Origin of the sequence: Kribbella yunnanensis (assembly GCF_039529655.1) — a bacterium.
Classification (GTDB): Bacteria; Actinomycetota; Actinomycetes; order Propionibacteriales; family Kribbellaceae; genus Kribbella; species Kribbella yunnanensis.
In genome coordinates this window covers 408,075-429,920 of the sequence record NZ_BAAANF010000022.1, presented here as the reverse complement: position 1 = coordinate 429,920, position 21,846 = coordinate 408,075, and the positions used below count along the sequence as shown (strand labels likewise).

Below are 21,846 nucleotides of genomic sequence, written 5' to 3'. Positions count from 1 at the left end.
ATGGTGGGACCATCCTGTGCGCAAAGGGAGGGCTGCCTAAACGTCGCGCCGGTTACAGGTCGACGGCAGTGTCGCGCCACACCTTCACGAAGCCGTCAACAACGTCCTCCGGCCGGACTGCGATGCGCAACCAATCCGGTCCGAGACCCGGGAACGTATCCCCACGCCGTACCGCATAGCCCTTGGCACGCAAGGCTTCTCGCAGTACGGTGCCTCCCGCGACCTGCACCAGGACGAACGGCCCGCGCGGTACGCCGTATGTGCGCCCAGCAACCAAGTTATCGAGCAGATAGGACCGCTGGCGCTCGGTGTCGAGCGCAGCCGCAGCCGCTTCGGCGACCGCATGCTCGTTGCTGCAAGCAATCGCTGCGGCCAGTGCAGGCGTGGACACCGGCCAGTGCGGCTGTACGGCCGCCAGTTGCTCGATCAACCCGGCAGCGGCGAGCACGTACCCGACCCGCAACCCAGCCAGCCCCCATGTCTTCGTGAGACTGCGAATCACCACCAGCCCCGGAATCGACGCACCGGCCAGCGACTCCGGCTCACCCGGTACGGCGTCCATGAACGCCTCGTCCACCACGAGGATGCGGTCCGGCCGGGCGAGTTCGCGCAGGTCGTCGGCGCGGTGCAGGACCGAAGTCGGGTTGGTGGGGTTGCCGATCACCACGAGATCCGCGTCGGCCGGTATCGCCGCCGGATCGAGAACGAACCCGTCCTCCGGTCGCAGGATGACCCGGTCGACCATGTGACCCGCGGACCGCAGCGCTGCCTCGGGTTCGGTGAACTGCGGGTGTACGACGACCGCATGTCGCGGCCGGAACGCACGGGCGATCAACACGAACGCCTCTGCCGCACCCGCGGTCAGCAGGACACGCTCCGGGTCCATCCGGTGCCGCGCAGCGACCGCCCGCACGGCAGCCTCCTGACGCGGGTACGCCGCCAGGTCCGGCAGGCTCGCGGTGATCGCGTCGATCAGCCAGGGTGGCGGCGTACCGGACCGCACGTTGACGGCGAGGTCTACCAGGCCGTCACCGACCTCGAGATCGCCGTGGTGCCATAAGTCAAAGCCGTCTGCCACCCCAGGAGGCTAACCCGAGACTAGGAACGGGGAGTGACAGTGAAGCGGCGGTTGGCCAGCGAAGGGTTGCGGTGGCGCACGTCGGTGAGGGTCTCATCGGTCAGCTCGGCCACCGCATAGCCGTCTGCGTCACCGACTGCGGCGACTGCGACGCCCTGCGGGTCGATGACCTGGCTGAGGCCGGAGTACTTCTTCCCGTTCTGTGCCGCAGCCGCCACGTAACAGGTGTTCTCGATGGCCCGCGCCGTGAGCAGAGTGGTCCAGTGGTGCTCCTTGAGCGGGCCACGCACCCACGCGGCCGGTACGACGAGCACATCGGCACCCTTGTCGACCAGAGCACGCGAAAGCTCGGGGAACCGCAGGTCGTAGCAGGTCATCAGGCCCAGTGTCCGGCCGGCGATCTTCACCACGACCGGTGCGACGTCACCGGGGGTCAGCTGGTCGGACTCCTTGTAGCCGAACGCGTCGTACAGGTGGATCTTGCGGTACGCGCCGAGCAGGGCACCATCAGCGCCGACCGCCAGCAGTGTGTTGTACGGGCGGTCCTGGTCGCAGCTGCGTTCGAACATGCCGGCGACGATCGCCACCCCGTGCTCCACCGCACTCTTGCGCAGGGTCGACACGAACTCGCCGTCCAGCGGCTCCGCGACGTCTGCCACGCCGTCGAGGTTGAAATCGGCCATGATCGCCTCCGGCAGCACGACCAGGTCAGGCCGGTCCTGAGCCGCCTCGGCCACCAGCCTGGTGACCAGGTCGCGATTGGCCGCCTTGTCCGAGCTACTGGCGGTCTGCACCACGGCAATCCTCATGTCCCCATGGTGCCGCACAAATCGGACTTGAACCTCCCGTGACGTCAGGTCTTACGGTCAAGACATGGACACCGACGACAGGACCTGGCGGGTCGGCGAGCTGGCACAAGCCACCGGCCTCAGCGTCCGCACACTGCACCACTACGACGAGATCGGCCTGCTGGCCCCGAGCGGACGGACCGCTTCGGGACACCGGCAGTACGACGCCGCCGACGTACGGCGATTGCACCGGGTGCTCGCGCTGCGCGCATTCGGGCTACCGCTCGCCGAGGTGGCGCAGCTGCTCGACGGCGACGTGAGCGACGTGCGGGAGCTGATCCGCACCCAGCTCGAAGTCGTCGAGGAGCAGGTCGCTGCAGCGACCAAGGTGCAGCGGAAGCTGGTCGGTGTGCTGACCGGACTGGACCAGGCGGAGCAACCGTCGGCCCAGACATTGATCGAGTTGATTGAGGTGATGACTGCCATGACCCGTGCACTCACACGACAGGAGTTCGAAGAGCTCGCAGAGAGCAGGAAGACCGCGGCAGCCCAGCTGACGCCCGAGGAGCTGGCTGCGATGACCGAGCACCGCCGCAAGGCGGCAGCCGACCTGACGCCGGAACAACTGGAGGAGCTGAGCAGCGCCCGTGCCGCACTGATGCCTGAGGAGTAGCAGACTGAGGGGGTGGAGTTCGATGCGGTGATCGTCGCGGGGGGCGGGTCTACTCGGCTTGGCGGAGTGGACAAAGCGCTGGTGGTGCTCGACGGGGTGACGTTCCTCGATCGAGTACTGCGGGCCGTCGAGGGTGCCGCGCGGACTGTGGTGGTCGGACCGGTGCGGGAGACCTACCGGGACGTGGAGTGGACCCAGGAGGAGCCCCCGGGAAGTGGTCCGGTAGCTGGGTTGGCTGCAGGGCTGGCCGGTGGCCACCAGCCGGTTGTGGTCGTGCTGAGCTGCGACTTGCCCTGGGTGACGGCAGCTGACGTCACCCGGCTGGTCGACAGCCTCGGGAGCCACGACGGCAGCGGGCTGCGGGACAGTAATGGGCGCGACCAGTGGCTGGCGGCGGCGTACAAGCGAAGCTCGCTTGAGCAGGCGCTGGAGCGACTCGGCGATCCGCGGGACAAGTCGGTACGGCGGCTGATGGCCGAGCTCGACCTGGTGTGGTCGGAGCCAACCAAGAATGGTGACGACGTGGACACCTGGGCGGATCTAGACAGGTAAAACCGTTCGACAGCGCACCTAGGGTCCAAGACATGGACGTCAATGCCATGGTCGCTAAAGCCCGTCCCGGCATCACAGTCACGAACATCACCGAGCGGACCGGCGGACAGCTCAGCAGTGTCTTCGAAGCAAGCACCGACGAGGGTCCGCTCATCGTGAAGGTCTACAAGCCCGAGTGGGCGTGGAAGCAAGCCAAAGAGGTCCACGTCTACGGACTGCTCGCCGCCGAGTTCACGACCGAAATCCCGAGGATCCTGTACGTCGAGCAGGACGAGTTCACGGTCCTGACCAAACTAGACGGTGTTCCGCTGTCCGAGCTCGAACCACCGGGCTGGCGGGCGATCTACCAGCAGATCGGCGCGTTGCTGAAGCGAATGCACGGGATCCCGCAACCGGCGTACGGGTATCTGGTCGATCAGATCCTCGACCCGTTGCCGGATAACGAGCAGTACGTCCGGCGGCAGTTCGCCAAGAAGCTGAACGAGTTCGAGCAGCTCGGCGGTGACCTCGCACTGCACCAGCGGATCACCGAGTACGTCCAACGCCACACCGATCTCGCCAACGATCACGCGGTCCTGTGCCACAACGACTTCCATGAAGGCAACGTGCTGGTCGACCCGCAGACCTGGCAGGTCACCGGGTTCATCGACGTGGAGAACGCGATCGGTGCCGACCCCTTGATGGACGTCGCGAAGACCATCTCGTACTCGGTCCGCGACAACACCGACAAACTCAAGGGCCTCGAGGACGGGTACGGCGAGCTCCCCAAGAACCGGATCGAGTTGTACCGGGTCTACCACTCGCTCGAGCTATGGGACTGGTTCAAGTCGATAGGCGAAGACGTTCACCTGGAGGGGATTGCCGCGGACATCGCCGGTACGGTGTGAGACATGCGAGCTGTGGTGTGTGAGGGTGCAGGCGGACTCGACGTACTGACCGTCGGAGAGATCCCGGATCCGACCCCGGCCATGGACGAGGTCGTGATCGACGTCGTCGCGGCAGGCGTGAACCGGGCCGACCTCCTTCAGCGGCAGGGGTTCTACCCACCGCCCCCGGGCGCTCCCGGCACGATCGGCCTCGAGGTCTCCGGCCGGATCGCCGCGGTCGGTTCCGAGGTCACGGACTGGGCAGTCGGCGACGAGTGCTGTGCGCTGCTCGCCGGCGGCGGGTACGCCGAAAAGGTCGTCGTACCGGCGCCGCAGGTGATGCCGATCCCGGAGGGGATCGACCTGGTCAGCGCGGCCGCGTTGCCTGAGGTCGTCGCGACCGTCTGGTCGAACATCTTCATGGGCGCGCACCTCAAGGCCGGCGAGACCTTCCTGGTGCACGGCGGGGCTTCGGGGATCGGCACGATGGCGATCCAGCTCGGTGTCGCGCATGGCGCGCGCGTGCTGACGACGGTCGGCAGCAAGGACAAGATGGAGTTCGCGAGCCGGCTCGGCGCCGATGTCGCGATCAACTACAAGGAAGCCGAGTGGGCCTCGGTGGTCCAGGAGGCGACCGGTGGCGCCGGGGCCGACGTCATCCTCGACATCATCGGCGCGAAGTACCTGACCGACAACGTGAAGTCCCTGGCGTACGACGGCCGCCTGGTCGTGATCGGCATGCAGGGCGGGGCGAAGGGCGAGCTGGACCTCGGCCGCCTGCTCAGCCGGCGCGCGTCGGTGACCGCGGCCGGTCTGCGGGCCCGCTCGGTCGCGGACAAGGGACGGATCATCGCCGAGGTGGTCGGCCACGTCTGGCCGTTGGTCACCGCGAAGAAGGTCCGCCCGATCGTCCACGCCACCTACCCGCTCGCCCAGGTCGCCGAGGCACACCGCGACCTCGAGGAGTCCAGTCAGATCGGAAAGGTCCTGCTCACGCTCTAGCTGGGCATGTTCTCGGCGAGCCACGAAGGATCCGGTGCGACCAGCTGGATCACGTCGATCCAGCTGCCCTCGGGGTCACGCACGAAGAAGTGCCGCTGACCCCACACCTCGGTGACGACCTCGCCCTCGAGCTGAACACCGCCCTCGACCAGCGCGGCCGCGGTCTTGTCGGCGTCGTCGACGATGAAACCGAACACGTTGGTGCTGTCCCGGAGCGCATTCACCGCGGCCGGCACCGACTCGTGCCCGCGCTCGACGATCGCGAGCTCCCAATCGGCGTCGCCGCGCCGGACGCAGATGAACCAGCCGAGATCGACGGTGACCTGGAGATCGAAGTGCTGCTGATAGAAGGCGGCGACCTCCGCCGGACGGTCGGTGACCACGGTGGCGCCGAAGGCTGCGGGTTGCATACGCACTCCTGACTACTACAGGTGTTGTTGTTGACCACGACAGTTGTAGTTGATGACTGCTACAGTTGTCAACATGCCCCGGAACCCCGAACGCCGTACCCAGCTGGCCGACGCCGGTCTCGCCGTCCTCGCCGAAGCCGGCGCCCGCGGCCTGACCCACCGCGCGGTGGACGCCGCCGCCGGACTCCCGGCCGGTACGGCGTCCAATTACTTCCGGACCCGGGATGCGTTGCTCGGCGCCCTCGGCGAGCGGATCTTCGAGCGACTCGCCCCGGATCCGGCCGTCCTCGAACCGCTCTCGCATCGCACACCGGACCTCGACCTGGTCGTCGACTACGTCCACTACATCGTCGAGCGACTCCTCGGCCGCCCCGAGCTCTCCCTCGCTCTGATGGAGCTCCGCCTGGAAGCGGCCCGCCGCCCCGAGCTGCACGAGACTCTCTCCCGCACGATCCGCCAGGGCTTCGACGCCGACGTCTCCTTCAATGCGAACGCCGGCCTACCCGGCGGCGCCGAGGAGATCCGCCTCCTCCACTTCGCGATCGACGGCCTCGTCCTCGACCAACTCACACCCGGAACGGGCCATCCGTACGACGTCGCCGCCAGCACCGAACGCCTGGTACGGCGACTGGTGGGTTGACCGCGCCATACTGGGTATGCATACTCAGTATCTATGTCGATCAAGCACGGACTACTGGCGTTGCTCCGCGAGGAGCCGAAGTACGGGTATCAGCTGCGCGGAGAGTTCGAGGCGGCCACTGGCGCGACCTGGCCGCTGAACATCGGGCAGGTCTACACGACCCTGACCCGGCTGGAGCGTGACGGCCTGGTCGTGGCTGTGTCGACCGAGGCCGACGGCCGATCGACGTACGAGATCACCGAGGCCGGCCGAGCCGAGCTGGACAACTGGTTCCAGACACCGGTGACCCGGGAGTCGCGGCCGCGGGACGAGCTCGCGATCAAACTCGCGCTGGCACTGGCGGTTCCGGGTGTCGACGTCAGCGCCGTCGTCCAGCGGCAGCGCGCGGCGACGATGCAGTCGCTGCAGGAGCTGACCCGGCTGAAACGCGGCGACCGGGACGACGAGATCTCCTGGCGGCTCGTGCTGGAGTCGATGATCTTCGCCGCCGAGGCCGAGATCCGCTGGCTCGACCACTGCGAGTCCATCCTGTTAAGGCATCGCGGCCGGCCGGCGAAACCCGCGCAGATCCATGAGGCCGACGACACCACAGAGGTGACCCGATGAGCGCGATCCTCGACATCCGCGGCCTGACCAGGACACACGGCCAGGGCGAACAGGCCGTGCACGCGTTGCGCGGCGTCGACCTGAGCGTGGCACCCGGCGAGCTCGTGGCCGTGATGGGCCCATCCGGTTCGGGCAAGTCCACTCTGCTGACCTGCGCCGGCGGTCTCGACCGCCCGACCAGCGGCGAAGTACTTGTCGACGGCAACGACCTGGTCACCCTCGCCCCGGCCGGCGTGGCCGCACTGCGGCGCCGCCGGATCGGCTATGTCTTCCAGGACTTCAACCTGATCCCCGCACTCACCGCAGCCGAGAACGTCGCACTCCCCCTCGAGCTCGACGGCACCCGGAGCCGCACCGCCCGCAAGTACGCCGAAGCAGCTCTGCAGGAGGTAGGTATCGGTGAACTTGCCGACCGTTTCCCCGACGACATGTCCGGAGGCCAGCGCCAGCGGGTGGCCATCGCCCGCGCCATTGTCGGCGACCGACGACTGCTGCTCGCCGACGAACCCACCGGAGCTCTCGACTCCGAGACCGGCGAGGCCGTCCTTCAACTCCTCCGCGACCGCTGCGACCAGCACGGGATCGCCGGCGTCCTCGTCACCCACGAAGCCCGGCACGCAGCCTGGGCCGACCGGGTGGTCTACCTGCGCGATGGTGTCCTGGTAGGCCAGGCCGGCCCGCTGTCCGACCCCGACCAACTCCTCCAGGGAAGCCACTGATGGGCAGCTGGGGACCACCCCTGCGGATCGCGCGCCGAACCACCCGCAGACACTTCGGCCGTACCCTCCTGGTCGCCGCACTGATCGGGTTGCCGGTCTTTGCAGGCACTGTGCTCGGCGTCAGCGGTCGCACCAGCGACCCGAGCGGTGAGACGCTGGCCCGGATCACCATCGGTCAGGCGGATGCACGGCTCACAGTGACGCCGTACGGCAAGCTGCAGCCGGTCGAAACCGGGCCGAACCTGTACGGAATGCCGGGACCGGCCGAGGGCCACGAGACGCCGGTGCGAGTTCCGGCGAACTTCGATCCCCGTCCATTGCTCCCGGCGGGCAGCACTGTTGTCCGCGCACCGAGCGAGATGGGCAGCGTCGACATCAAGGGCCCGTCCACCACCAACGGGGTGGCACTCATCGTCGGTGAGCCGCAGAATCCCCTGGCCAAGGATCTCAGTCACCTGGACCAGGGCCGCTTTCCCGTTGCCCCGACCGAGGTCGCGCTCTCTCCGTCGTTCGCAAAGCACCTCGGAGTCACCGTCGGCGGCACCATGCAGGACGCCAAGGGGACGTCGTACCAGGTCGTCGGCCTGGCGCGTCCGACCGCCCAGCCGACCGACTGGTGGGTCTTCGCCGCTCCCGGCACCCGACTGATGACCCCTGCCGAGAGCACCGACATCTCCTGGCTGGTCGACCTGCCGCCGACGGCCGACCCGCTCGCGCTCGCGACAGCCCTTTCCGGCAAGGGATTCTATTTGTTGCCGCGAGCAAACATTGTGGATCCGCCCGTCGACTTCAACGGTGACGCCATCGCCCCGTACGTCGCGATGACGCTGGTGATCGGGTTCGGCATCCTCGAGATCGTCCTGCTCGCCGGTACGGCGTTCGCTGTCGGCGCTCGTCGGCAGACCCGGGAACTCGGGCTGGTGCTGTCCGCCGGCGGCACCCCGCGCGACGTCCGGCGCATCGTCCTCCTGCAAGGCCTGTTCGCCGGAGTGGTCGGGGTGACGAGCGGATTGGTGCTTGCGGCAATTACCCTGCTGGCCGGCCGGCCACTGTGGGAGCAGGTGAGCGGCTCGCTGTTCATCGCCTGGCAGGTCCCGTGGGGCGGCATTGCCCTGATCGCGGCACTCGGACTGGCCGCCGGGGTTGCGGCCGCCACCGTGCCGGCGATCAGCGCAAGCCGGCAGGCTCCGTTGGCCGCGTTGTCCGGGCGCTTCGCGGCAACGGTCGCCCGGACGAGGATCCGCAAACCGGCGGTTGTGATGATCATCGCCGGCGTTGTCCTGGTGGTGGCCGGTTCCGGGATGCTCGCGGCCGCTCTCGCTGCGGCCCGCACTGCCCAGAGCGTCGCCGGAGCGCCTCGGGCGAGCGCCACACCTCTGGGTCCGGTCGTGCTGGTCCTGGTCGGGATCACCGCTGTTCTCATCGGTGTGGTCTGGATCCTGCCGAGTCTCCTGGGCAAGCTGGGCGGACCAGCTCGGCATCTGCCGCTCAGCGGCCGGCTGGCACTGCGGGATGCGGCCAGGCACCGGCATCGCACCGGCCCGGCCACCGCCGCGATCATGATGGCGGTCGCGGCCACGGCCGCAGCGGCCTTCGCCGGGGCCAACTCGACCGCCGCCGACGCGGTGTCGTACGTCCCGCAAGCCCAGTTGGGCAATGCGATGGTGCGATTCGGCGACGACTCCGGATCGGTGCCCTACTCGACCGCGATCGAGCAACACATCGCCGGTCAGCTGCCGACCGAACGCGTCTACCGCTTCGGGATGATTCAGGACCCCGACAGCCCGCCTGGCGCCGGCCCGCTCTGGATGACGGCTACCAGCGGCGAGAGTGGACGGGAGTACGGGTTCGTCGGCGCTCTGGTCGTCGTGGATCCGGCGTACCTGGATGCCATCGGAGCCGAAGGGCGGAAGCTCGCAGATCGCCTCCGGGCCGGGGAAGTTCTGGTGCCCCATGCCGACTTCACCAAGACGGGCACAGTTCAGCTCCAGGGTGCGACCACCACGACGCTCAAGGCGACGTACGCGGGCGACTTCCCCAAGCTCGAACTGCTGCGGGACCAGCTCATGATCAGTCCTGCGGCGGCAGCGAAGCTCGGTAAAGCCGGCACGTTCGCCGTCGAGTACGACCTGAAGCGGCTGCCGACCGGCGACGAGATCGCCGCGGTCGACCGCCTCCTCGGTCATGACGGGATACTGGTCGTCGAGCAAGGCTTTCAGGATCCGTCCCGGCGCATCCTGCTCTGGGTCATCGGCGCTGCGGCCGTGGTGACGTTGCTGGGCGTGGCGATCTCCGTGTCGCTGTCGGCGGCGGAGGGCCGGGCGGATCTGGCGACGCTGGCCGCGATCGGCGCTCCGCCGCGTCGGCGGCGCAGTCTCGCGGCGGCACAGGCGTGGGTGATCGGGCAGTTGGGGTGCGTGCTGGGTGTGGGGGTCGGCGCGCTCTACGGCTACACGTCACACGCTGCCTTCGGCTCACCGTACTTCGCGGTGCCGTGGGCCGGGCTGGCCACGATCGTCGTCGTGGTCCCGCTCTTCGCCGGGCTGGTCGCGTGGGTCCTCACGCGATCGCGGTTGCCGATGGTTGCCCGCATCAACTAACTCGCGATGTGCGCCACCTCGGGATAGGCCACCGGGTACGGCGGTGTGCTTGTGACGCGCCAGTCGCCACAGGCACACCGCTGGTACACGACGAGTCCTTCGCTGACCTGATGGGCGGACACCACGCTCCAGCGGTGCCGGTGGGTCTCGGTGTGGGCTGTCATACGTCCATCGTGCTGTAATGGCATTATGCATCTCAACCCTTACGGTGCCGACGCGGTGCTGCTGGCCGTGAACCTGGTCACGCGACCGGCCTCGACCCCCGACGAACTGGCCGAGCGCTGCGAAGAGAGCGGCGTCGAGAGCCGCCTCGTGCGAGACCGGAAGGTGACCCGCGCGGACCTGGCCGCCGTACAGGTTGCTCTGGACGAGTGGTTGGAAGTCGTTGACGCCGAGGATGAGCAGAGCCGCGTCGATCTGATGAACGCCATGCTCGCCAAGTACACCGAGCATCCGCGGCTCACCAACCACGCCGGCGACGGCTGGCACATGCACTACCGGCCTGACCACGTGCCGGTTGGCAGGCTGGTCGCGACACTGATCAGCACCGGTACGGCGTTGCACCTGGCCGGCCGTGGCATCAGCCGGCTCGGGCGCTGTGCCACCGAGGGCTGCGACAACGTGTACGCCGATCTGTCGCGGACCGGGCGCCAGCGCTATTGCAGCCCCGCTTGCGCGAATCGGGACGCCGTACGGCGGCATCGGGCCCGCACCCCCTAGTACTGCGGCGCCCGGGTCCTAGGATGGGCAGATGAGCGAGAGCAGCAGCGGCGAGGGCCAGGAGATGCCGATGGCCGGGGCACGGACCGAGGACGGCAAAGTGCTGATCGTCGGCCCCGACGGCATGGCTGTCGAAGGACCGCCGCGCTCGGACGACGATGACGATCACGATGAGCCACGGTCGGTGACCGAACTGGTCGAACAGCCCGCCAAGGTGATGCGGGTGGCGAACATGATTCGCCAGCTGCTCGAAGAGGTGAAGTCGGCCCCGCTCGACGAGGCGTCGCGGCAGCGGCTGCGGTCGATCCACGAAGCGTCGATCAAGGAGCTGGAGAGCGGCCTCGCGCCCGAGCTCGTCGAAGAGCTGGAGCGACTCAGCCTCGACTTCACCGAGGACAGCACGCCAACCGAGGCCGAGCTGCGGATCGCACAGGCCCAGCTGGTCGGTTGGTTGGAAGGCTTGTTCCACGGCATTCAGACCGCCTTGTTCGCCCAGCAGATGGCCGCACGCCAGCAACTGGAAGGAATGCGACGCGCATTGCCTGGCGGCCAGCAGCCCGCGGGCGAAGAAGGACCCGGCTTCCCCGGTGCACCTCAAGCCACGGATGGCCCAGGCAGCGGCGGGATGTATCTCTAAAACTTAGAGCTGAAATAACTCCTCGAGGACGGCGGCGACGCCGTCCTCGTCGTTTGACGGACAAACCTTGTCCACAACGGCGAGTACGTCGGTGTGCGCATTCGCGACCGCGTACGACGTACCGGCCCAAGCCAGCATGGGCAGATCGTTCAGCGAGTCACCGAAGGCGATCGTGTCGGCGGCCGGAATGTCCAGCTCTGCTGCGAAGTCCGCGAGCATCGCGGCCTTGGAGACACCGGTCGCACCGATCTCCACAAGGCTCGTGCCGCCACTGTGGCTTGCGGACACTCGCTCACCCACCAACGCGCTGACTCGCGCCAGCAAGTCGTCTGAGTGCCAACTGGGATGCCGGACCAGCAGCTTGGCGGCCGGCTCGGCCAGCAGGACCTCGAGCTCGGCGATCAATGTGTCCTCGGGTTGCGGCCAGCGGTTCACGTACCGCGGTTCCTGTCCGTAGCGGTTCGATCGCTCAATCGCGAACTCCACTTCGGGAATCTCCGACCGGATCGCCGTTGCCACTTCGTGCAGAACGGCCGGATCGATCAGCCGCGTCCGAATCGCGGACTGCCGGCCGACGTCGTACAGAATGGCGCCGTTGGCAACTATTGCGATTCCGTGATCGCCGACCAGATCTGCCAGTTCGTGCAACCACCGAGGTGGACGGGCGGTGACCATCACGAAAACACTTCCCGCCCGTTGCACCGCGGCCACCGCGGCGCGGGTTCGATCGGAGACCGATCGATCGCTGCGGACCAGCGTTCCGTCGAGATCGGTGGCAATCAGCCGGGGTGGGCGATGCGGTGCGGAGGCCTTCACAGGCTCACCGTATCCGGCCTGCTCTCTACCGCCGGAACGGCTGTCTGCGCAAGTTTTCGGACATCGGTTTCAGATGATTCTGATCAATCTGATTGAGCTTTTGACAACGTCACCAGACCGTTACGGCAACATGCTGCAAAGGCAGCTAGTTCCCCTGCGCAGCAGGGAGAGCGCGTGATTTCATGCGGTGGTCTGGCAGGGAACCCGGAGCGATTCGACCGCGTCGTATGCCTGTTCTGGATCAGCACGACTGAGACAGCCCGCCAGCGAACCAGCAGACGTAACGTCCGCGAAATTGATGCGGATTTGGCTGCAACCAAATCCTCAGCAGCGACGTCAACAGTTATGGATCGGTATGTCCCGAGACCGGGACGACGACGTGGTGGGTCGGCAACAGTTCGCCGTTCCATCGGCTAGGGATCTGTGTGACCGGGCGACGTTCACCGTTCGTTCACATGAGTCCGGATACTTGGGGAGCTTTGATGACCGTCAGCAGCGCCAATCTCATGGGACACGATCGAGCTGTCGACACATCTTCCGGCACAGATGGGGCCATGACCGGATGTATCGCCCGGTCGGATATTTTCCAGCACCGCCTGATGGAAGAGCCGCCGCCCGCTTCGGCCACCCGCCGGACCAGGGAGCGGTACGAACAGCTGGTACGGGAGGCAAAAGCCTTGTGTGCCTCGTGTCCGCTGTTCACCGACTGCCTGTACAGCGCCGTCGCCGAGCACGATGTGAGCGGCTTCGTCGCCGGAACCACCGCCGCACAACGCCGTTCGATGCGCAATCTGCTCGACGTCGAAGTGCAGGCCGACGACTTCGACCAGTTGGCCGGCGCCCGCGGTACGCGGCGTCCGGTGAGCCACGAAGAGGTGCTGCGGCTGCGGGGTCAGTACCCCTCCGACAGCCTGGAATCCCTTGCTATGCGGCTCGGATGCTCCTTGTCAACTGTCAAGAGGCACCTGCGCCGGGCCCGCCGCGGCCAGAGCCCGGCCACCAAGACGCCGCGCCCGCGGCCCGAGGTGAACGCGGTCCTGGACGCCTTCGAGACCGTCGTGGACGTCCAGCCGTGCCAGCCCCGCCGGGGCGGTAGCCGCGTCGCCTGACCCGACAATCGGCCCGCCAGCGGACTGTCGGTCACTCAACGCATCGGCCCGGAATCCCTGTGTAGACAGGGGTTCCGGGCCTTTTCGTTGCCTGCAGCAATCTCCTGGGTTGTCAACCTATTTTGTTCTGGTCGAAAGGTTGGCACAGACCGCTCACCGAGATCCAGAATGGTGCGGTCTCAGAAGTAGCGATTCAGAACGGCGGCAACACCGTCGTCGGTGACCGACTTGGTCACCTCATCGGCAGCCGACTTCACCTCGTCGGGTGCCGAGCCCATCGCGACCCCGTGGCCGGCGAACGTCAGCATCTCGATGTCGTTGCGTCCGTCCCCGATCGCGAGCAGTCCCGACGCATCCAAGTCGTACTGCGCCAGTGCGACCTTCAGTCCTGTCGACTTGTCCACACCCTCGGGCGCGATGTCGAGCCAGGCCGTCCACCCGACGAAGTACCCGACCCCGTGCAGACCGAGCCGCTCGGCCAGCCGGACGAAATCCGCCTCGGACTGCTCCGGGTCCCGAATGATCAACCTGGTCACGGGTTCCGGCGCAAGCTCGTCGTCGCCGACCACGCGGATCTTCGCGTTCTTGCCCAGGTCGCCGTCCGGGAACGGCGCGGTCACCAGGTAGGTGCCGTCGTACTCCTCGACGGCCATCCGGGCGTTCGGCGCGTGCTCGCGGACCGAGGCGATCACCGTGCGCGGATCGAAGGTGCGCTCGTCCAGCACCTCGCCGGTCGGGTAGCGCATCGTGCGTGCACCGTTGCTCACGACAACTATTCCGCCGTCGGGCAGACCGAACCGATCGGCCACCGGCTTGGTGGTCGACCAGGCCCGGCCGGTCGCCAGGAACACCGGTACCTGCGCGGACGCCCGCCGTACGGCGTCGACGACCGCAGGCGACAACATCTCGTCGTGGTCGATCAGCGTGCCATCGATGTCGAGGGCAACAGCTGTCGGTCGAAAGGGTGCTGGCTGATACCTTCCCCGCCCCACCGCCCCGGACGGCTGCGGATCCGTCACTTGATCGGCTCGAGGACTTCGCGGCCACCGACATACGGCTGCAGGGCCGTCGGTACCCGGACCGATCCGTCCGCCAGCTGGTGCGTCTCCAGGATCGCCACGATCCAGCGCGTGGTGGCGAGGGTCCCGTTCAGCGTCGCCACCGGCTGGGTCTTGCCGTCGGCGTCGCGGTGCCGGATGTTCAGCCGGCGGGCCTGGAAGTCGGTGCAGTTCGACGTCGAGGTGAGCTCGCGGTACGCGCCCTGGGTCGGCACCCAGGCCTCGCAGTCGAACTTCCGGTACGCCGACTGGCCGAGATCACCGGTCGCGGTGTCGATCACCCGGTAGCTCAGCTCCATCTTGTCGAGCATCTGCTTCTCCCAGTCCAGCAGCCGCAGGTGCTCCGCGGCAGCGTCCTCGAGGCTGCAGTAGGAGAACATCTCGACCTTGTCGAACTGGTGGACGCGAATGATCCCGCGGGTGTCCTTGCCGTGCGAGCCGGCTTCCTTGCGGTAACACGACGACCAGCCGGCGTACCGGATCGGGCCGTTGCTCAGATCCAGGATCTCGTCCATGTGGTACCCGGCCAGCGCGACCTCCGACGTACCGGTCAGGTACAGCTCCGGGTCGTCGAGGCGGTAGACGTCGTCGTGCGCCGACAGGTAACCGGTGCCGCCCATCACCTCGGGCTTGACCAGGGTCGGCGTGATCATCGGGGTGAACCCGTTCTCGAGCGCCTGCTGGACGGCCAGCTGCAGCATGCCGAGCTGGAGCAGCATGCCGGCGCCTTTGAGGAAGTAGAACCGGGCGCCCGAGACCTTGGCGCCGCGCTCCATGTCGATCGCGCCGAGCAGCTCGCCCAGCTCGAGGTGGTCGCGCGGCTCGAAGCCCTCGGCGGTGAAGTCGCGCGGCTTGCCGATCTCCTCGACCACGCGGAAGTCCGCCTCGCCACCGACTGGCGCCTCGTCCGAGACCAGGTTCGGCAGTGCGCCGGACAGCTCGTCGTACCGGCGGCCGGCCTCGTTGGCCTTCGCCTCGTTCGCCTTGACCTCGGCGGCCAGCGTCTTGGTCCGCTCCAGCAGCGCGGCGCGCTCGTCACCCTTGGCCTGGGCGACCTGCTTGCCGAGCGTCTTCTGCTCGGCCCGGAGCGCCTCGAAGGCGGAAATGGACGATCGACGCTCACTGTCGGCGACCAGAATCTGGTCGACCAGGTCAGTACTCTCGCCGCGCTTGGTCAGGGCGGCACGTACGACGTCAGGGTTCTCACGGAGCAGTTTCGCGTCAATCACACCCTGAGGGTATCGGGGCGTGTCAGAACCGGCGAAGTCAATTCGGGATGATGGGGTGGTCTCACATGATCACAGAGGGGGATTTGAGCGGGCGATGAACCACCATCCACCCAGTCCGGTCGGCCGTGCGCTCACCGTTGTCCTGGGTGCGGTGCCGTTCACCGTGATCACCCTGCTGGTCTTCGGAGGGTGGCCGCCGCTGCAGCAGTGGGACACCTCGGTGGCGGCCCGAGCCTCGACGTACGGCGCCACTCACCCGAACGTGGTCGACTTCTGGCAGGTGGTCGGGGCGGTCGTGCTGCCGTGGACGTCGCGGGCGGTCATCGTGATCGTCGCCGTCTACCTCTGGCACCGGCGGGCGCGGCTACTGACCGTCTGGCTGCTGGTGTCGGCCGGTGCGGAGCTGGGGCTGGTCCAGGCGGCGCAGTACATCTTCACGCGCTCCCGGCCAGCTCAGCAGCTGGTTGAGGCCGACGGGTGGTCGTACGTGTCCGGGCACGCCACGGCGGCGTTCGTGATGGCCGGGGCGCTCGGTGTCGTGCTGCCGTCGGTGCGCGGCTGGCGGCGGCGGTTCCGGCTGCTGGTGCTGCTGCCGGTGATCGCGGTGGTCTGGATCGCCTCTGTGGACCGCCTCGCGCTGAACGTGCATTACGTGTCCGATGTGCTCGGTGGATGGGCGCTCGGGCTCGCCATCCTGACCGCCACGTCGATCGGCTTCGGCCTGCGCCCCGGACTGCGCCGCAGGCGCCGTCGTACGCCTCCGTCGCCTTTGGAGACCGCCAGGCCGCCCCGGGCCGCGGTGATCGTCAACCCGATCAAGGTCGGGGACGGCGTGGCCTTCCGGCGGAAGGTGACCCGGTCGCTGGAGCTGCGGGGATTCGACGACCCGCTCTGGCTGGAGACGCGTGCCGACGACTCCGGGAACGCGATGGCCAAGCGCGCGATCGAGTACGAATCGGACCTGGTGCTGGTGGCCGGCGGCGACGGGACGGTCCGGGTGGTCTGCGCGGCGCTGGCACACACGGGGATCCCGGTGGGGGTGATCCCGGCTGGTACGGGGAACCTGCTGGCCCGGAACCTGCATATCCCGCTCGACCTGGACGACGCGCTGGAGCGGATCCTGGAGGGGCGGGACCGGCGGATCGACATGGTCTCCGTGTACGGCGATGAGTTGGACACGGACCGGTTCGCGGTGATGGCCGGGCTGGGGCTGGACGCGGCGATCATCTCCGGTGCGCCTCCGGTGCTCAAGGCGCAGATCGGATGGCCGGCGTACCTGGTGTCGACGGCTCGGAACATCAACCACCCGTCGGTGCGGGTTCAGATCACCTTCGACGACGAGCTCACGATCGAGCGCCGGGTCCGGACTGTCGTGGTCGGCAACGTCGGGATGCTGCAGGCCAACATCCCGCTGCTGCCCGACGCGCGACCGGACGACGGTCTGCTCGACGTGGTGGTGATCGCGCCGCGGCGGGTCACCCAGTGGCCGATCGTCGTCTGGCGCCTGATGACGCGCACGAACCGCGCCGACATGTACCTCGAACGCTTCACCGGCCGCAAAGTCGAGATCCACGCCGCGGTCGACGTCCAGCGCCAGCTCGACGGCGACCCCATCGGCCCCGGCCGCTCCCTGACCGCCGAAATCGAACCCGGCGCCCTCATCGCCCGAGTCCCCCGCCGCCGCTAACCCCATCTGATGGGTTCCCCCATGAGCTTGTGGGTTTTGCACCCGCATGAGGGTCCAGAACCCACAATCTGCTGGGTTAACCCATGAGATGGCTCGGGTCAGGTGATGGTGGGGCCGGCGTCTTTGCGGAGGGTTTCGAGGGCTTCCTCTTCCTCCGGGGAGAGTTTGGACTCGCTGGTGAAGGAGCGGATCTCCTTCGCGTAGGTGCGGGCGTCGGCGCGGCTGTTGATCGAGGTCAGGACGACACCGTGGCCGTTGTCGTCGAGCAGGGCCAGCGACCAGGACAGCTTGCCGCCGGTGTCGCCGAACGCGTCGTACCGGACGATGGCCAGGTGCTGGACGGTGTCTCGCAGCTCCGCGCGGGTCACCTCGATGTCCTTGCCGAGTTTGCGTAGCTCCGCCTTGACGGTGCCCGGCTTGGCCTCGGGCTGCGGTTCCGGCTCGGGCTCCGGAGCAGGCGGCGGTACGGCGGCGGCCGTCGTACCGGTCTGGGCCCGGACCGCCTGGATGGCGAACACGAGGGCGAGCACCGCCACGAACAAGGCAGCGATCCCGAATGCACCGGCTAACGTCGAAGACACGCACGAGAGCCTAAGGCATCGGGGTCTACTGAGTACTCAGGTGGTTGCGGAGCGTGCAGAACGACAGCCGGAAGAGGTGTCCGGGGCGGTGGGCACGTAGATTCACGACGTGACACATTTGCCTGACCAAGGACCACAGCCGGGGGTTCACGACCTCGGCTACGCCCGCCTCGACACCGACCGCCTCGAGCGCACCGGCGACGCCGAGGTGGTGTACGGCGCCGGCAAGACCCCGTCGCAGGTGGTGGAACTCCTGCGCACCCTGCACGCCACCCACCCGCACACCGCCGTACTGGCGACCCGTCTAACGCCGGAAGCCCAGTCCGCCGTTTCTGAGGCGCTACCGGCCGCTGTGGTCGACCCAGTCGGCCGTACGGCGGTCCTCGGCGAGCTGCCCGTACTGCGGGGGACCGTGGCCGTGGTGGCCGCCGGTACCTCGGATGCGCCGGTCGCACTGGAGGCGGCGACCACTGCACGCGTCTTCGGCGCACAGGTCGAAATGATCACCGACGTAGGCGTGGCCGGGCTGCACCGCATCCTCGGCGTCCGTGAGCGCCTAGACGCGGCAGACTGCCTCATCGTCGTCGCCGGAATGGAGGGTGCCCTCCCCAGCGTCGTCGGCGGCCTAGTCGGCGTCCCCCTGGTCGCTGTGCCCACGTCAGTCGGGTACGGCGCCTCCTTCGGCGGAGTAGCCGCCCTCCTAGGCATGCTCAACTCCTGCGCCCCCGGCGTCACCGTGGTCAACATCGACAACGGCTTCGGCGCCGGCGTCTTCGCCGCCCGAGTAGCCCGCCGAGCAGCCCCCCGCGAGTCAAAGGACGAGTCGTGAAGATCGCCTGGATCGACTGCTCAGCCGGCGCCTCCGGCGACATGCTCCTAGGAGCCCTACTGGACGCCGGCGCCGACCTCGCCTACGTCAACGCAGCAGTAGCCGCCGTAGACCCCACCCTCTCAGTCCAGGTCAGCCGCACCGCCCGCCACCAAATAGCCGCCCTGAAAGCCACGGTCGAGGTAGACGGCACGCCCCACCCAGAAAGCATTCCGGGGGAGGCAGCAGCCCGCGCCGAGCACCAGCCCGAGGGGGATCACCTGGCGGGCGTCCCCTCCCCCGATCACCACCTTCCCGCCGATGACCACGGGCATGGGCATGTGGGGCATGGGCATGGGCACGACTCTTCGGGCGACCACTCGCATGGGCCTACTCGGCCTTGGAGTGAGGTTCGGCGGATTCTTGAAGAGGCTGAGCTGCCTGAGGTGGTGCGGGGGCGGGCGTTGGATACGTTCGGGCGGCTGGCTCGGGCTGAGGCTAATGCTCATGGGGTGGATGTTGAGGGCGTGCACTTCCACGAGGTTGGCGCCTTGGATGCGATTGCGGACATCGTGGGGGTTGCGGCGGCCTCTGTCTCGCTCGGGATTGAGCGGGTGGTGGTTTCGACGATCGCGCTCGGTGGCGGACGACAGGTGAAGGGGCAGCACGGGGGGATTCCGATTCCGGGACCCGCGGTGTTGCACCTGGTGGCCGAGGCTGAAGCACCAGTGATCGGGGGCACGGCGCCGTACGAGATGACGACGCCGACGGGGGCCGCGTTGCTGGCGACGCTCGCCGACGAGTTCGGGATGATGCCGCCGATGCGGGTTGGGCGGACGGGCGTGGGTGCGGGCGGGCGGGACCCGGTGGAGGTGCCGAACATCTTGCGCGTGATCGTCGGCGAGACGACCGAGCGGCAAGCCACGCAGCTCGTCTACGAGACCAACATCGATGACCTGGATCCGCGGTTGTGGCCGCCGGTTCTGCAGCGGCTGCTCGACGCGGGTGCGTCCGACGCGTGGCTGACCCCGATCCTGATGAAGAAGGGTCGCCCGGCGCACACCCTGTCGGTCCTGGTCAGCAGCACGAACGCGGCCGCCGTACGCCGCGTCGTCCTCACCGAGACCACCGCGATCGGCCTGCGTGAGTACGACATCCGCAAGCACGCCGCCGACCGCGAGTTCACCTCGGTCGACGTCGACGGGCAATCCATCAGCATCAAGATCGCCCGGTACGACGGCCAAGTGGTCAACGTGCAACCGGAGTACGAGGACGTCGTCGCCGCGGCCGTCGAGCTCAAGCAACCGGTGAAAGCCATCATGGCCCGAGCCGTCGCGGCCGCCGCGGACTTCTGGAACTAACGCCCGGAGTACGCCGGCGCAAAGAAGACCAACAACGACAGATCTTCAAGGATGTCGACGAAGCGATGCTCCTCTTCGGCTTCAACGAAGAGGACATCGCCCGCCCCGACCGGCTCCGCGCCGGACGGCGTGACGAACGTGGCCCGCCCACCCGTCACCACGTAGATCTCTTCCTCGTGATGCGGCGCCTGGTCGTCCACCCCGCCGGCCGGGATCGAGTAGGTCCCGACGGACATCGACCCGGTCCGCAGTTGTTCGACGTAGTCGTTCGGCTCGCGGTGTACGAAGACACCCGCCCCCACCAGCTTCTTCATCCGGCGAGGTTAACGCGCAGCAGCCTTCTCCGGAACGGCCTTCTGCTTGCGGCGCGGCCAGTCGTACGGCCACCACTGCGCCCCGTTCCGACGGGACCACACAATCAACCCGACCAGTACGGCGAGCTCGACCGCCGGGCAGATGGTGTCTCGCAGCCGCGCGCTGAAGAACTCGAGCGAGTCGGACAGGGTTGCCGCGACCTGACGCGCGTTCGGGTCGCGCCCAGGCACATATGCGATCGCGAGCATCGTCGTACGGATCACCATGAACTTGTCGACCTTCGACGCGGCCACGGCCGCCAACGGCAGCCAGGCGATCACGTCGTACCAGGGCAGTGAGTACATCGCCGTCAGCACCCACGCGATCGCCAGGATCGCGGTGGAGCGGACCGCGGTTGGCACCGGGTCGTCCGGATACGTCTGCGGGACGAGCGACTTCGGCATCACCTGCGAGAGCAGGATCGCGACCACGACCAGCCCGCCCCACGCCAGGATCGCGAGGACGGTCCGGACCAGCCCGCCGGGCAGGAACAGATCGAACAGACTGAGCAGCACCTTGTGCGGCGTACCGGTCGAGATGAACGACGTCTGCGAGCGCGCCTGCTGGAACGCCTGCAGCCCGAAGACGCCGTACAGACCGCCCATCGCGAGCGCGCCGCCGCCGCAGAGGTAGAGCATCTTGCGCCGATCGCCGCGCAGCGACCACAGCATCGCGATGCCGACCAGGCCGATCGACAGCTTGGTCGCGCCGGCCATCCCGATCAGGATCCCGGCCAGGAACACATGCCGTCGCAGCGCGACCAGCGCGACCACGGCGAACATCACGGCGATCGAGTCGTTGTGCCCACCGGCCAGAACCGACCACAGCAGCAGCGGGTTCGCCATGCCGAGCATCAGCACGCGGCGGCGGCTCGGAAGATTCGGGCCGACGAGCTTGAGCAGCAGCAGGCTGGTCAGGATCAGGCTGATCCCGACCGACAGCTGCAGCATCCACACCGTCAGCTGCATCGAGTCGCCACCGACCAGCGACGAGAGCCACTGGATCCAGGTCGCGATCGGGCCGTAGACACTGCGCGCGCCCTGCCACGGCCGCTCGGTCGCCGCGATCACCGGGTCGTACCCGAGCCGGATGGTGTCGGCCGGCGCCGTCGTGTACGGGTTGCCGCCGAGCGTCATGATCCGCCCGTACGCCGCGTAGATCAGTACGTCGCCGGACGCCATCGGCGGCACCAGCGTCACGGCGGCCGTCGTACCGATGCCTAGGGCAACCAATCGTTTGATTCGCGGAGCCCAGCCGTGCTTGAGCGCCTTGACGGCCATCCAAACGCCGTACCCACCGAGCGCGATCGCGACGTAGATCATCACGGACACGAGCCAGTCGTTCGGCTTCGCGTCGAACCAGTACGACGGGAGCCACGGGTGCCGGTTGGTCAGCGTCAGCACGACCACCGACGGGCCGAGCAGGCCGACTGCCACGATCAACGCCGTACAGGCGAGGTAGAGCGCGACGGCACGTTTGCCGTACCGCTCCGCCAGGCGCGGGTCGGTTGTCACAGACCGGGGCGGTGGGGCGGGGAAAGAATTCAATTCAG

Annotated in this window: 24 protein-coding genes; 14 read left to right on the top strand and 10 right to left on the bottom strand. The window is 67.8% G+C overall.

Going from position 1 to position 21,846, the window contains the following annotated elements; all coding sequences use genetic code 11:
• Positions 1-52: 52 nt before the first annotated feature.
• Positions 53-1,078 (bottom strand): Rv2231c family histidinol phosphate aminotransferase CobC, encoded by a 1,026-nt coding sequence (cobC, locus tag ABD231_RS33850; RefSeq protein WP_344161376.1) that lies wholly within the window; start codon positions 1,076-1,078, stop codon positions 53-55.
• A 20-nt stretch (positions 1,079-1,098) separates the two neighbouring features.
• The gene (locus ABD231_RS33845) at positions 1,099-1,887 is read right to left on the bottom strand and encodes a carbon-nitrogen hydrolase family protein (protein ID WP_344161373.1); all 789 of its coding nucleotides are present in this window, start codon (positions 1,885-1,887) and stop codon (positions 1,099-1,101) included.
• A 64-nt stretch (positions 1,888-1,951) separates the two neighbouring features.
• On the opposite strand from ABD231_RS33845, the gene ABD231_RS33840 reads away from it, so the two are divergent.
• Genes ABD231_RS33840 through ABD231_RS33825 form a run of 4 tightly spaced genes read left to right on the top strand, consistent with a single transcriptional unit; the run spans position 1,952 to position 4,959 of the window.
• Positions 1,952-2,539, top strand: a complete 588-nt coding sequence (locus ABD231_RS33840) for a MerR family transcriptional regulator (RefSeq protein ID WP_344161370.1) — start codon at positions 1,952-1,954, stop codon at positions 2,537-2,539.
• Between the two features lie 12 nt (positions 2,540-2,551).
• A complete protein-coding gene (gene mobA, locus ABD231_RS33835) occupies positions 2,552-3,091 on the top strand; it encodes a molybdenum cofactor guanylyltransferase (protein ID WP_344161367.1) in 540 nt (179 codons plus the stop codon).
• Between the two features lie 32 nt (positions 3,092-3,123).
• Positions 3,124-3,978, top strand: coding sequence for a phosphotransferase family protein (locus ABD231_RS33830; RefSeq protein ID WP_344161364.1), 855 nt, complete (start codon positions 3,124-3,126; stop codon positions 3,976-3,978).
• A gap of 3 nt (positions 3,979-3,981) precedes the next feature.
• Positions 3,982-4,959, top strand: a complete 978-nt coding sequence (locus ABD231_RS33825; protein ID WP_344161361.1) for an NAD(P)H-quinone oxidoreductase — start codon at positions 3,982-3,984, stop codon at positions 4,957-4,959.
• Here the strand turns inward: ABD231_RS33825 and ABD231_RS33820 are convergent.
• Positions 4,956-5,369 (bottom strand): VOC family protein, encoded by a 414-nt coding sequence (locus tag ABD231_RS33820; RefSeq protein WP_344161358.1) that lies wholly within the window; start codon positions 5,367-5,369, stop codon positions 4,956-4,958. The genes ABD231_RS33825 and ABD231_RS33820 overlap by 4 nt on opposite strands.
• A 73-nt stretch (positions 5,370-5,442) precedes the next feature.
• Here ABD231_RS33820 and ABD231_RS33815 point away from each other — a divergent pair, with 73 nt between their 5' ends.
• From ABD231_RS33815 to ABD231_RS33800, 4 genes are read left to right on the top strand one after another with little or no spacing between them, the layout of a single operon-like run.
• Complete coding sequence (locus ABD231_RS33815) at positions 5,443-6,009, top strand: TetR/AcrR family transcriptional regulator (protein ID WP_344161355.1); 567 nt, start codon at positions 5,443-5,445, stop codon at positions 6,007-6,009.
• Positions 6,010-6,042: 33 nt separating this feature from the next.
• Positions 6,043-6,615: a PadR family transcriptional regulator gene (locus ABD231_RS33810; RefSeq protein WP_344161352.1), complete on the top strand. Its 573-nt coding sequence runs from the start codon at positions 6,043-6,045 to the stop codon at positions 6,613-6,615.
• Positions 6,612-7,334 carry an ABC transporter ATP-binding protein gene (locus ABD231_RS33805; RefSeq protein ID WP_344161349.1) on the top strand — a complete coding sequence of 241 codons (723 nt, stop codon included), beginning with the start codon at positions 6,612-6,614 and terminating at the stop codon, positions 7,332-7,334. The genes ABD231_RS33810 and ABD231_RS33805 overlap by 4 nt, the downstream gene beginning before the upstream one ends.
• Positions 7,334-9,934: an FtsX-like permease family protein gene (locus tag ABD231_RS33800; protein WP_344161346.1), complete on the top strand. Its 2,601-nt coding sequence runs from the start codon at positions 7,334-7,336 to the stop codon at positions 9,932-9,934. Before ABD231_RS33805 ends, ABD231_RS33800 begins: the two co-directional genes overlap by 1 nt.
• On the opposite strand, the gene ABD231_RS33795 is transcribed toward ABD231_RS33800, so the two are convergent.
• Positions 9,931-10,098 (bottom strand): hypothetical protein, encoded by a 168-nt coding sequence (locus ABD231_RS33795; protein ID WP_344161343.1) that lies wholly within the window; start codon positions 10,096-10,098, stop codon positions 9,931-9,933. The two genes, ABD231_RS33800 and ABD231_RS33795, sit on opposite strands and share 4 nt — an antisense overlap.
• Positions 10,099-10,123: 25 nt before the next feature.
• Between ABD231_RS33795 and ABD231_RS33790 the strand changes: the two genes are divergently transcribed.
• Both ABD231_RS33790 and ABD231_RS33785 read left to right on the top strand, forming a co-directional pair.
• Positions 10,124-10,654, top strand: a complete 531-nt coding sequence (locus ABD231_RS33790) for a CGNR zinc finger domain-containing protein (RefSeq protein ID WP_344161339.1) — start codon at positions 10,124-10,126, stop codon at positions 10,652-10,654.
• Positions 10,655-10,685: 31 nt separating this feature from the next.
• Positions 10,686-11,291, top strand: a complete 606-nt coding sequence (locus ABD231_RS33785; protein WP_344161336.1) for a bacterial proteasome activator family protein — start codon at positions 10,686-10,688, stop codon at positions 11,289-11,291.
• Positions 11,292-11,294: 3 nt separating this feature from the next.
• Here ABD231_RS33785 and ABD231_RS33780 read toward each other — a convergent pair whose 3' ends face one another.
• A complete protein-coding gene (locus tag ABD231_RS33780) occupies positions 11,295-12,107 on the bottom strand; it encodes an HAD family hydrolase (protein ID WP_344161333.1) in 813 nt (270 codons plus the stop codon).
• Positions 12,108-12,661: 554 nt separating this feature from the next.
• On the opposite strand from ABD231_RS33780, the gene ABD231_RS33775 reads away from it, so the two are divergent.
• Positions 12,662-13,216: a WhiB family transcriptional regulator gene (locus ABD231_RS33775; protein WP_344161330.1), complete on the top strand. Its 555-nt coding sequence runs from the start codon at positions 12,662-12,664 to the stop codon at positions 13,214-13,216.
• Positions 13,217-13,395: 179 nt separating this feature from the next.
• Here the strand turns inward: ABD231_RS33775 and ABD231_RS33770 are convergent, their stop codons facing one another.
• Together ABD231_RS33770 and serS are read right to left on the bottom strand one after the other, a co-directional pair.
• Positions 13,396-14,235 carry an HAD family hydrolase gene (locus ABD231_RS33770; RefSeq protein WP_344161327.1) on the bottom strand — a complete coding sequence of 280 codons (840 nt, stop codon included), beginning with the start codon at positions 14,233-14,235 and terminating at the stop codon, positions 13,396-13,398.
• Positions 14,232-15,503 (bottom strand): serine--tRNA ligase, encoded by a 1,272-nt coding sequence (gene serS, locus ABD231_RS33765; protein ID WP_344161324.1) that lies wholly within the window; start codon positions 15,501-15,503, stop codon positions 14,232-14,234. The genes ABD231_RS33770 and serS overlap by 4 nt, the downstream gene beginning before the upstream one ends.
• Before the next feature lie 94 nt (positions 15,504-15,597).
• On the opposite strand from serS, the gene ABD231_RS33760 reads away from it, so the two are divergent.
• Positions 15,598-17,190, top strand: coding sequence for a bifunctional phosphatase PAP2/diacylglycerol kinase family protein (locus ABD231_RS33760; RefSeq protein WP_344161321.1), 1,593 nt, complete (start codon positions 15,598-15,600; stop codon positions 17,188-17,190).
• 98 nt (positions 17,191-17,288) lie between these two features.
• On the opposite strand, the gene ABD231_RS33755 is transcribed toward ABD231_RS33760, so the two are convergent.
• Positions 17,289-17,771 (bottom strand): DUF4446 family protein, encoded by a 483-nt coding sequence (locus tag ABD231_RS33755; RefSeq protein WP_344161318.1) that lies wholly within the window; start codon positions 17,769-17,771, stop codon positions 17,289-17,291.
• A gap of 109 nt (positions 17,772-17,880) precedes the next feature.
• Between ABD231_RS33755 and larB the strand changes: the two genes are divergently transcribed.
• Both larB and larC read left to right on the top strand, forming a co-directional pair.
• Positions 17,881-18,600 carry a nickel pincer cofactor biosynthesis protein LarB gene (larB, locus tag ABD231_RS33750; protein ID WP_344161315.1) on the top strand — a complete coding sequence of 240 codons (720 nt, stop codon included), beginning with the start codon at positions 17,881-17,883 and terminating at the stop codon, positions 18,598-18,600.
• A complete protein-coding gene (gene larC / locus ABD231_RS33745) occupies positions 18,597-19,940 on the top strand; it encodes a nickel pincer cofactor biosynthesis protein LarC (protein WP_344161312.1) in 1,344 nt (447 codons plus the stop codon). The genes larB and larC overlap by 4 nt, the downstream gene beginning before the upstream one ends.
• Here the strand turns inward: larC and ABD231_RS33740 are convergent.
• Entirely contained in the window at positions 19,937-20,254 is a 318-nt protein-coding gene (locus tag ABD231_RS33740; RefSeq protein WP_344161309.1) for a cupin domain-containing protein, read from the bottom strand. The two genes, larC and ABD231_RS33740, sit on opposite strands and share 4 nt — an antisense overlap.
• A gap of 9 nt (positions 20,255-20,263) precedes the next feature.
• Entirely contained in the window at positions 20,264-21,808 is a 1,545-nt protein-coding gene (locus tag ABD231_RS33735; protein WP_344161307.1) for an MptA/MptB family glycosyltransferase, read from the bottom strand.
• Positions 21,809-21,846 lie beyond the last annotated feature (38 nt).